This is a genomic window from Pseudomonas sp. (assembly GCF_037994325.1).
In the GTDB taxonomy this organism is placed as follows: domain Bacteria; phylum Pseudomonadota; class Gammaproteobacteria; order Pseudomonadales; family Pseudomonadaceae; genus Aquipseudomonas.
This window is the reverse complement of the sequence record NZ_JBBNAH010000530.1, coordinates 1-11005: the sequence shown is the minus strand read 5'-3', so window position 1 is coordinate 11005 and position 11005 is coordinate 1. Positions and strand designations below refer to the sequence as shown.

Annotated in this window: 9 protein-coding genes; 2 read left to right on the top strand and 7 right to left on the bottom strand. The window is 58.9% G+C overall.

All coding sequences use genetic code 11. The features are described 5' to 3' along the window. The 4 genes from speA to AAAB16_RS17755 form a co-directional block, all read right to left on the bottom strand. Positions 1-1887, bottom strand: a 1887-nt coding sequence (speA, locus tag AAAB16_RS17770; protein ID WP_340664516.1) for an arginine decarboxylase, incomplete at its 3' end; no start/stop codon positions are given. 139 nt (positions 1888-2026) lie between these two features. Beyond that, positions 2027-2398, bottom strand: a complete 372-nt coding sequence (locus AAAB16_RS17765; protein WP_340664515.1) for a translation initiation factor Sui1 — start codon at positions 2396-2398, stop codon at positions 2027-2029. Between the two features lie 194 nt (positions 2399-2592). Next, positions 2593-3150: an NUDIX hydrolase gene (locus AAAB16_RS17760; RefSeq protein WP_340664514.1), complete on the bottom strand. Its 558-nt coding sequence runs from the start codon at positions 3148-3150 to the stop codon at positions 2593-2595. Continuing rightward, positions 3150-4223 (bottom strand): DUF2333 family protein, encoded by a 1074-nt coding sequence (locus AAAB16_RS17755; RefSeq protein ID WP_340664513.1) that lies wholly within the window; start codon positions 4221-4223, stop codon positions 3150-3152. Before AAAB16_RS17755 ends, AAAB16_RS17760 begins: the two co-directional genes overlap by 1 nt. A gap of 295 nt (positions 4224-4518) precedes the next feature. On the opposite strand from AAAB16_RS17755, the gene AAAB16_RS17750 reads away from it, so the two are divergent. Together AAAB16_RS17750 and AAAB16_RS17745 are read left to right on the top strand one after the other, a co-directional pair. Beyond that, complete coding sequence (locus AAAB16_RS17750; protein WP_340664512.1) at positions 4519-6126, top strand: PleD family two-component system response regulator; 1608 nt, start codon at positions 4519-4521, stop codon at positions 6124-6126. A 133-nt stretch (positions 6127-6259) separates the two neighbouring features. Then, complete coding sequence (locus AAAB16_RS17745) at positions 6260-8224, top strand: methyl-accepting chemotaxis protein (protein WP_340664511.1); 1965 nt, start codon at positions 6260-6262, stop codon at positions 8222-8224. A gap of 14 nt (positions 8225-8238) precedes the next feature. On the opposite strand, the gene AAAB16_RS17740 is transcribed toward AAAB16_RS17745, so the two are convergent. The 3 genes from AAAB16_RS17740 to AAAB16_RS17730 form a co-directional block, all read right to left on the bottom strand. Next, the gene (locus AAAB16_RS17740; RefSeq protein WP_340664510.1) at positions 8239-9258 is read right to left on the bottom strand and encodes a fatty acid desaturase; all 1020 of its coding nucleotides are present in this window, start codon (positions 9256-9258) and stop codon (positions 8239-8241) included. 39 nt (positions 9259-9297) lie between these two features. After that, a complete protein-coding gene (locus AAAB16_RS17735; protein WP_340664509.1) occupies positions 9298-10332 on the bottom strand; it encodes a DUF2156 domain-containing protein in 1035 nt (344 codons plus the stop codon). Next, positions 10329-11005 (bottom strand): metal-dependent hydrolase (locus tag AAAB16_RS17730; RefSeq protein ID WP_340664508.1); only part of this gene is annotated, 677 nt, incomplete at its 5' end. The genes AAAB16_RS17730 and AAAB16_RS17735, both read right to left, overlap by 4 nt.

The following is an 11005-nucleotide window of genomic DNA, read 5'->3' as shown; positions in this document are numbered from 1 at the left end:
GAGGCCCAAACGCAGGGCGTCGAGGAACTGGGTGCGTTCCCGTGGGCTGATTTTGGCGCTGGCGCATTTGTCGCGGTAGTGGGTCATCAACTCCTCGGGCGACAGGTGCACGTAGCGCAGCATGTCTTCGATGGTGTCGTGGGTTTCGATGCCGGCGTGGTAGGCGCTGCCGTCCGGGTTCTGGTAGATGTTCACCGAGTCGGTGTCACCGAACAGGTTGTGCATGTCGCCAAGAATTTCTTGGTAGGCGCCGACCAGGAAGATGCCCAGCAGATAGTCTTCGCCTTCGCGCACTTCGTGCACGGGCAGGCTGGTTTCGATGCTTTGCTCGTCGACGTATTGCTTGATTTTGCCGTCGGAGTCGCAGGTCAAGTCTTGCAGCACGGCACGGCGCAGCGGTTCTTCGCCAAGGCGATGCAGCGGCAGAATCGGCAGCACTTGGCCGATAGCCCAGGTGTCCGGCAGGCTCTGGAATACCGAGAAGTTGCAGATGTATTTGTCGGCAAGCTTGTCGTTGAGTTCGTCGAGCACTTGGCGGTGCGAGCGCTGGCGGGCTTTCAACGAGTTGTGCAGGCGCCGACATACGGCGAAGTAGCACTGCTCGGCCAGGGCTTTCTGGGTCAGGGTGATTTTGCCGTCGGCGTATTGGCTGGCCACGTCGCTCATGTAGTGAGTGGCGCGCCAGTAGGTTTCGGTGACCATTTCCAGGTCAGTTGGGCCAAGCAGGTCGACGAGCCATTGCACGGTTTCCGGCAAGGTTTCTTTGTCGTCGATTTTCGGCACGTCGTCGTTGTGTTTTTCTACGTCGGTCACTTGCACCACCAGCATGGCGTGGTGGGCGGTGAGGGAGCGGCCGCTTTCCGAGAAAATGTGCGGGTGCGGCAGTTCCTGGGCGTCGCAGAACTCTTTGAGCATGCCGACCACTACACCGGCGTAGTCGTCCATGTCGTAGTTGATCGAGCTGGCGTTGCGCGAGTGGGTGCCGTCGTAGTCCACGCCCAGGCCGCCGCCGACGTCGATATGGTCGACTGGCAGGCCGAGGCCACGCAGTTCGCCGTAGTATCGGATGGCTTCTTTAAAGCCGTGTTGGTAGTCGGCCAGGTTGGCGATTTGCGAGCCCATGTGGAAGTGCAGCAAGCGAATGCCTTGGTCCAGGCCAGCAGCGCGGAAGCGTTCAACGACCGACAACAGCTGCGCGGCAGACAAACCGAATTTGGATTTCTCGCCGCCGGTGTCGGCCCACTTGCTCGAGGCCAGGGACGACAGGCGCACGCGCAAACCAACTTGCGGGGCGACCTTGAGGTCCGCGGCTTCTTCGATCACCAGCTGAACTTCAGATTCTTTTTCGATCACGATAAAGACGTTGTGGCCAAGCTTTTGGCCCATCAGCGCCAGGCGAATAAATTCGCGGTCTTTGTAGCCGTTGCAAACGATGGTGCCGCCTTTCGGCGCCAGCGCCAGCACCGCAAGCAGCTCGGGCTTGGAGCCCGCTTCCAGGCCGATGGAAACGTTCTGGGTGGCGATGATGTTTTCCACCACCGCTTCCTGCTGGTTGACCTTGATCGGGTACAGGGCGGTGTATTTGCTCTGGTATTCCAGGCGCGCGATGTTGGCGTCGAAGGCGCCGGTGAGCTGACGCACGCGGTCTTGCAGAATGTCCGGGAAGCGCACCAGCAAAGGCAGCGAGAGGCCGCTCTGACGAAGTTCTTCCACTTGCTCGAACAGGTCGATGGGCGCGCTGTTCGGGCCGCTGGGGCGCACTTCGACGCGGCCCGCTTCATTGATGGCGAAATAGCCAGCGCCCCAATGGCGAATGCCGTAGACGCTGCGGCTGTCCGCGACTGTCCATTGGCTGCCGTCATCTTTACGTGTGCGTCGTACGGACATTCAGGTTCCCTTCTTAAAAGAATTCAAAAGCGCCGGGCAGCCCCGGCTTGAACAAGGTAAGCAATGGACATGACGATTACTGAGGTGTTCAGCCGCGTAATGAGCTAATGGGCCAACGCGAAGTTTAGGAGGCAGTGGCTTAGCCGCCAGATTTCTTCGCTTTGAAGCCTTGTTTAATCAGCTCATCAAGCAGCAGTTGAACATGATCGCCCTGGATTTCGATAACGCCGTCTTTTAACGAGCCACCACACCCGCAGCGCCGTTTAAGCAGGCTGGCCAGCTCTTTGAGCGGCTCTTCGGCCAGCGGTACGCCGCTGATGGTGGTGACGGTTTTGACGCCGCGACCTTTGGTTTCGCGGCTTACTCGGGCGATGCCATCCCCGTCGGGAATGGCGGTCTGTTTGCAGATGCAGGCGTCCACGGGCTTGCTGCAGTCCGGGCAATGCCGGCCTGCATCAGTGGAAAACACCAAACCGCCTAGGGCGGAAAAGGACGAAGCTTTCTTGACCACCGGGTTGTCCTCGGTCAGAGAGGTCCAGCGCAGCAATAAGTAGTAGATGGACCTGAAAGCGACTAGCTGACAAAGGTGTCAGCCGCGAAGCCCCACTCTGGCAGGGGCAGCGCACCTGGGCCGGGAGGCTCAGGCTTGAAAGGCGGCGCAGTGTACCGAGAAATATCCCACTTGCTAATAGCCAATTTGCGCCATTAAGCGCTGATTTCGCGACCTGCTGCGCCACTGGCCAGATAACGTTTAAACGCTTCAAAAGAATCGGGGCAAAACGGTTGGGTTTTGGCGGCGGCCAACGCCTGTTCAATCGACATAAAGCGCGCCTCCAGCACCTCTTCCGGTTGCAGCGTTAACGGCGCATCGGAGACGGCGGAAAACAGCGCGCACCACAGGCGATTGTCTGGCTCATCAAACAGAAAGCGCATGTGCTCGCGTAGCGGCACGCCGCTGATGCCAAGCTCTTCTTCCAACTCGCGGGTGGCCGACTCAAGATAGCCCTCGCCCTGCTTGACCATGCCGCCAGCGGCGACATCCCAGTAGCCGGGGTAGATGGCTTTGCTCAGGGTGCGGCGATGGACGCATAACTCGCCGGCTGTATTGAACAGCAGAATCACCGTGCCTCGGCCGATCAGCCCACGCTCGCGTAACTCGGCGCGCGGCAGGCCACCGAGTTCGTTGTCGGCCTCATCCACCCAGGCAATTTGTTCCGCATCGGAGGCGGCCCGGTGGGCGGCCTCCTGTTCAGAGACGGGCATCAACCCTGGCTCAGCAACTGACGCAGGTCGATGATCGCGGCGTTGGCGCGGGAGATGTAGTTGGCCATTACCAGCGAGTGGTTAGCCAACACACCATAACCGCTGCCGTTCAACACCATGGGGCTCCACAGCGGTTCTTGCGAGGCTTCCAGCTCACGGATGATCTGGCGCACGCTGACCGTGGCGTTCTTTTTCGCCAGTACGTCGGCGAAGTCGACCTCAATGGCACGCAAGATGTGCGACAGCGCCCAAGCCTGACCACGGGCTTCGTAGAACACGTTGTCGATCTGCATCCACGGGGTTTCGTACACTTCTTCGCGCACCGCCGGTACGTCACCCGCAGTTACTTCCTGCGCCGGCTCTTTGACCACGCTATTCAGCCGCACTTGGCCAACGCTGGCAGACAAGCGTTGCGACAGCGAACCCAAACGGGTGGCGGTGTCGCCCAGCCAGTTATTCAGGTTGTCGGCGCGGGTATAAAACTGCGCGCTGGGCTGGTTCGGGTCGGAAAGACGGGCGAGGTAACGGTCGAGGGATTTGATGCCTTCGCGGTACTCGGCTTCGGAAGCCGGCAAGGCCCAGCTTTTATTGTCGAAGTTAAAACGCGGCTCGGCTTTGGCCAGATCCGGGTCTTCGGTGGACTGGGTTTGCGAGCGGGCGAAGTCTTTACGCAGGGCGCGTGACAGGTCGCGTACTTGCACCAGCACGCCGTATTCAAAGCTCGGCATGTTGTCGAGCCACAGACCGGGCGGCGCGAGGTCGTTAGAGAGGTAGCCACCGGGCTTATCCAGCAAGGTGGAAACCACTTTTTTCAGGGTTTCGACCGTGGTGTAACCGCTGACCAGTTGGCGATTGGCTTGCTGGGCCGCTTGCTGCGCGTTTTGTTGTACCTGAAAAAAACCCGGTTCCTGGCTCCACCACCAGCCCACCAAGGCCGCGACAATTAAATAAAGTGCCAGCAACGTGCCCAGTGCACGGCTTACCCATAAGCCACCAAAGTAGCTACGCGCGCCGTCTACCGAGTTACCGACGCCATCGCGCACAGAGCTTGCGCGGTTCTTCCAATTCAACATGGCCTTGTCCTTTCAATCGAAGTCAGCAGTTCGACCACAGCCCGGCTAGAGGGTGCCGCCTGATTGGCACTATAAGGGAACCGCTTGCGGATGCGCAGCGCGACAACGCAAACTTAGCGCCGGTTGTGTATCACCTCTGTCACACGTCAGAAGTTTCCGCCGCCCGTCAATTATATGGTGTACGACTGGCGTCAAATGATCGACGGTACTAGCCTACTAAAGCGTCACTGGTAGCATAGCGCCATCATCCGAGCCGCCTCAGCGGCAACCGCCGCATCACAGAAGACGTCCGGCCATGTCCGAGCAAGAAGACCTCAGCAGCGATCGCCTCAAACACCACTTTGCCCAGCGTGTTATTCACCAGGCGCGGCAAGTGCTGGAGGTGTGGCAGCGGCTGCAGGAGCGGGAGTGGAACGACGCCGAACTGGCTGAAGCCAACCTGCGTTTGCTGCGTTACGCCGAGCGTTTTGGCCAAGATGAACACGCCCTACTAGCACGCAGCATCAGCAATTGCCTGGATGCCAGCGGTGCCAACAAAGGCCGCCTCAATAGCGCCCTGATCACCGAACTTAACCAGTTGATGCAACGCCTGTCGCGCACGGGCCTGCGCCATGGTGACCAATACGAACAAACTTTTCTGCCGCCGCTGCGCAAGCCTGTTTACCTCGGCCTGCAAGACCGCGAGCGTGCCGAACGCCTGGCCCAGCAATTGGAATTTTTTGGTTTGAACGCACAGTCGTTCGCTACCGTTAGCGCTTTTCGCGCCGCTATGCGTGAGCGCCACCCTGCCGCCATCTTGATGGAAGTGGATTTTGCCGGCCCCAGCCAAGGCCTGGAGTTAGCTAACGAAATTCAGCAAGACCTCGAGCAAAAACTGCCACTGTTGTTTTACAGCGAAGAAGAAACCGACACCCCTACCCGTCTGGCCGCCGTGCGCGCCGGTGGCCGCGAGTTTTTTACCGGCACGCTGGACGCCTCCACGCTGCTGGAGCGCATTGAGGTGCTAACCCACGTCAGCCAATACGAGCCCTTCCGCGTATTGGTGGTGGACGACTCTCGCGCCCAAGCCACGCACACCGAACGCGTGCTCAATAGCGCCGGCATCATCACCCATACGCTGACCGACCCTATCAAGACCATGAGCGTGCTGGCCGAATTCCAGCCCGACTTGATCATCCTTGATATGTACATGCCCGAGTGCAATGGCACTGAGCTGGCCCAAGTCATCCGCCACAATGACCGTTATGTAAGCGTGCCGATTATTTACCTGTCGGCCGAAGATGACCTGGATAAGCAGCTCGATGCCATGAGTGAAGGCGGCGACGACTTCCTGACCAAGCCAATCAAGCCGCGTCATCTCATCGCCACCGTGCGCAACCGCGCCGAACGGGCGCGTAATCTGAAATCGCGTATGGTCCGTGACAGCCTCACCGGTCTGTACAACCACACGCATATCTTGCAGTTGCTCGACGACACCCGCACCCGCGCCCGCCGCGACAATCAGCCGGTAACCTTTGCCATGCTCGACATCGACCACTTCAAGAAAGTGAACGATGTGTATGGCCACCCCATGGGCGACCGGGTGATCAAAAGCCTGGCGTTGTTTCTGAAACAGCGCCTGCGCAAGACCGACCATATCGGCCGTTACGGCGGCGAAGAGTTCGCCGTGGTACTGCCCAATACCGACGCGGCTACCGCCGCCAAGGTGCTGGATGGCATTCGCCAGCGCTTCTCGGAAATTCACTACCCCGCCACGCCTACCGACCTGTCTTGCACGTTTAGCTGTGGCATCGCCCAATTGCAGGACGACACCGACAGCAACACCCTATCCAAGCAAGCCGACCAGGCGCTGTATGTGGCCAAGCACGGCGGGCGTAATCGCGTGGATATCTTCAGCGGCTGACCTGCAACCAGTGAACGCAAAAGCGTGACGCCCGTCACGCCGTCATCAAATCGCAATGAAAAAGCAATAAATTCAGGACTTTACAGCCAGTCATGGCGTTTTGACGCCATGTGTAACCGGTCGAGTCCTGTCTATGCGCCTAAAGCATCTCACCAACTTCAACACTGCCCTGCTCGTTGCCGTATGCCTGGCCCTGGGCGCCACGCTCTGGTGGTCCCAACGTGCGCTGGAGCGCCCTTATCAGCTGATGGAGCAGTACCTGAGCCTGTCGCAACGTTTCCAGGCTGAAGTGGCGAACAATATTCAGGACTACCTCGGCAGCGGCGACGCCCTGCGCCATAGCAGCGCCAGCCAGGCCATCGACGCGCTGCAAAACCAACTGAATGAACTACCGCCAGAACTGGCCGCCAACCTGCGCCCCAGCTTGAGCGAACTGCAGAGTTTCACCAGCAGCGAACTGCTCGCCGCCGGCAAGCTGGCCGGCGACCCCCAGGGCCTGTTGCTGCAAGCTGAACGGGAAATTTCCGGCGCACTGGAGCAACTGAGCAGCTACGCCGACAGCAGCACTGGCAGCGATAGCGCTGCTTACCGTGCTCCGCTATTTAACGCGGCCGTGCACCTGACCCGTCTTAGCCATGCACGCGGCAAGCTGGTGAGCAGCGGTCGGGATGAATTGGCCGGCGATGTTGAGCGCGAGATCACCATTCTTAACCAGCAGGCCGATACGTTGCAGGCGCTACCCCTGCTGGGCGTGGCCGAGGCAAGCAACTCTGGCTCCGATGACTTCGCCTCCATGATGGGCATTGCTAGCGAGAGCAGCGCCAGTCAGGCCGAGGACCGTGGCATCGCGTTGAAGCGCGACTTCGCCAGCCTGCTGAAACGCTACCCCACTGAACTGACCCGCACCCGCGAGCTGATTCAAAACCGCGCGGCGCTGGCAACTAAAACCCGCGACCGCCTCAACGCCACTCAACACGCGCTGGACGAATTGGCCCCGGCCGTTCGCGCTGAGTACGGCCGTATCCAGTTGCAAGTGCGCACGCTACAAGGCGCCATGATCGGTTTGATTTTATTGATCGCGCTGCTGATCGACCGTATCCAGCGCCGCCTGAGCAACGTGCTCAGTCGCCTGGCGCCGTCGCTGTCGGCTTGGGCGCAGGGCGACTTTGGCAGTGATATCCGCCTGGACTCGAAAACCCGCGAGCTGCGTGATATCGAAGAATCGCTTAACCGCCTGCGTGCTTATCTGGTCGACCTGGTGGGCACTATTCGCCTGCATGCCGAACAGGTGGCGGGGAGCAGTCGTGCCTTGGCCGAGCTCAGCAATGGCCTGCACAGCGGCGCTGAACGGCAAGCCGGCGATACCGAGCAGATTCGTGATGCTCTGGGCGATCTGGAGTCGACCATTCAGCAAGTGGCCGGTGATGCCAGCCAGGCGGCTAATGCCAGCCGTGAAGCGGGCCGCGCGCTGGAACAAGGGCAAACGGTGATCGGCCAAAGCCTGACCGGCATGCATACGCTGGTTAGCGAAGTACAGGGCAATGCCCAGGCTATCGAACGTTTGGCGGCGGAGACCGCAACCATTGGTAGCGTGTTGACGGTGATTCGCTCAATTGCCGAGCAAACCAATTTACTGGCGTTGAACGCGGCCATTGAAGCGGCCCGCGCCGGGGAAAGTGGCCGCGGATTTGCCGTGGTGGCCGAGGAAGTGCGTTCGCTGGCGCAGCGCACCACGGGCGCCACCGGCGAAATTCAGCAACTGATCGGGCGCCTGCAACAGGCGGCCGGGCAATCGCTGGAGGCGATGCGCGCCCAAGTTGGCCACGCCGAAGCCACTGCCAGCCAAGCGCAGGCAGCCGATGGCGCGCTGGACGAAATTGTTACCGCCATTCGCACCATCGCCAGCATGGCCGAGCGCATCGCCGATGCCACCGCGCAGCAGAGCGGCGCGGTCAGCGAGATTCGTGGACATAGCGAGCGGATTCATCAGTTGGGTGGGGATAACCTGCTACGAATTGATGATGGGCGTAATCAAGGCGAGCAGTTGCAAGCGCTGGGCGGGCAGTTGCATACGGCAGTTCAGGCGTTTCGGGTCTAAACGGCTCAGAGAGATCAATGAGATTGTTTGCGCAGTCCCTCTTTCCCGACATAACGCTGCGCCTGTTCATCCCATAGCCGCAAACGCGTCGCGGCTAGGCCGTGCCAGAACAGAGGAACCACCGCTACGTTGGCGAACAGTGCATTTTCCTTCCAGCAGCGTTCCAAGTTGTAGTTGGGAATCCGCGGTAGCAGATGATGCATACAGTGCAAGCCGACACCACAGGCAAACCAGCGTAGACCCGGTGGGTAAAGGACTACGGATGTACCCGTTAGCGCCGCATCAACGAAGTTCCATTGAGCGGCCGAAGCCCATCGCGCGCCTTCAAAGTGGTGGTTGAGATAGAAGAGCAACACTGTTGTCGGAGTGCTCATGGCGTAGCTGAGCAGGTGAATCCAGATGAACCGCTCCAATCCCGCCACCCACAATCCAATGCCAATGCCCAGCAACGCCAAGTTAGTGAGATGCACCGAGCGCTTCACTCGCCGTGGCCAAGCGGAAGAGGCCGTCAACCGTGGAAAAATCATCAGTTTGTAAACCGCGTAAGGGCCAAGCAAAAACAGCGGATGACGTAATACCCGATAGCGAAACCGAGCCCAACGGCTGGCCGCCTGATACTCACGTACAGTGAGCAGCGGCATATCGCCGTAACCTCGGTGGCTGAGGTCGTTGGAATGGGCATGATGGAAGTTATGCTCGTATTGCCAGTGATACGACGGCATAAAAATCAAAGGCGCGATCAACGCGCCAAGCAGATTGCCAACACGACGCGAGCGATACAGCGAACCATGCAGCAGGTCATGGAACAACACAAACAGGCGATTGATAAACAGGCTGTTAACAACCAGCAGCAAGAGCGTAATCCACAGCGGTCCATGCCAGTTCATGTAAATGAGATAGCTGAGGACGAAGTGCGGTATCAAGGTATTGGCCAGTTGCCAACTGGAAAGCCAGGGCCTGGGCTCGGCGTACCGCTCGCGCATGGCAAGCAACTCACTGCGCAGCCCGGGGTATTGAGTAAATATCGCAGCCAACTGTTTCTCCGGTTATCTACAGGGACGACCAAGCACTCGTCACAACACCCGGAGCGCCTTGAATACGCCCAGGACGCGATACAGGTTGAGCGCAGGAATGGATGAGAGGTACACCTTGAGCGGGCGACCTCGGTATTTGTCCTTGTGGAAAAAGTTGCCCTCAAATGGGTAAACGAACGGGCAATGACGAAACATGAAGCGGAATAACCTGCGTAGATAAGGTTTGCCGCGATAGTGGCCATCTTCCAACAACGCGAAAGGTGAGAGGCCCAGCGACAGCAACTCGCGCCCCTCGCGCTGAAAACGCGAGAGCGCTTCCAGCACAATCAGGTCATTAGTGCCGTGTGGGGCGTCGCTAAGCACACGGGACACGTTATGCAAATAGCCGATAACCTTCCCATTCCGGTACATCGGATCAAACACCGCCAGGCTTAACAGACGGCCGTGCTGAGTAGCCCATAGGTAGCGCACATCAGGCTCGTCCTGCAGGGCTAGCGGTCGGTTGAGACCGATAAACTCATGGCCTCCTTTGCGCCTTAGCCAGTCGGCGCTCAGCGCGCTCAATTCGCCTTGATCCAACGCGCAGATGGAACCTTCGACCACTTTCACGCCTTCCTTGAGCGCCTTATTGCGCCAGCGCCGCAGGTGGCTAAAGGACGGCCCCTTCAACTCGCTGTCGAAGCTCGCTAGATCGATTTCCCATTCCACACCCAACTCGTTTACCGGAAAGCCGCGGCGACTCAGTATGCTGGCAAAGTCTTCGTTGACCTCGAGGAACACCGTGGCGGCTGCAGCGGTTTTCTTAAGGTAGCGGTCTAGCAATGCTTCGTAGTCGGCTACCGCGGCAATGGGGTCGCCAAGAACCACATGTAGCCGGCCTGGAGCGAGCAGCGGATGGCGCAACGGCAGATAGGCCAGATAACCAAGCTTGTCATCAATGAAATACTCCAGCCCAGGCTGCAAGGTGGAATAGGCCATGCAGCCACGTCCATGCTGCCTGAGGTAGTGCTGCAAAAGGCCATGTTCACAGCTGGCGTTGGCGTGGGTACCGGACCTGGCAAACAAGGAGGTCATGGCTGGCTGCGCTCCTCTCTGATCACCTTACGACGAAGCACGTGCTCAGCCAGTGCTCGGTTGTTGGTTTGCCAGGGATGGAAGCCCCGCTTGATTGCTTGCCTACATCCACGCGTCATCCGTGGCAGAAATTTCTCTTCTACAAAAAAATAACGGAATGCCGCTTTCCACGTCGCCCATTTGAACAATTGGCGGTCCTGGCGCAACAACGTCATACATGCCAGGAACAAGTACGCCAGGTTCAGCACGTAGCAGAACGCCACGCCATAGCCAAGCCAGAAGCGGTTGCCTGACACGGCCTGGTAAACGTCAAAGGCTGCCGACTTGTGCTCAATTTCCTCGGCGAAATGCCATTCGTAGAGTGCTCGAACAGCAGGTTCGACCTGTTTGAGTTTGCCGCTCCCCAGGGTAATTTCAGCGAACAGCTCGTTTACACGCTCAATGCCAACCACAAATGCCAACTGCTGCAATGGGGTGGAGGTGGGTTGAAAGATCTTGAAGGAAAGAAAGCGCGTGAAGCCCAGGTAGGTATCCAGCTTGAAGCCCTGGGCTCGTAAGGCGTCGATAAATTGATAGTGGGCACGAGCATGGGATATCTCCTGTCCGATCAAACCTAATGCGTCGCTTCTAACCTGGGGGTTCTCCAACCTATGCATAAATTTGCGGACGGTTT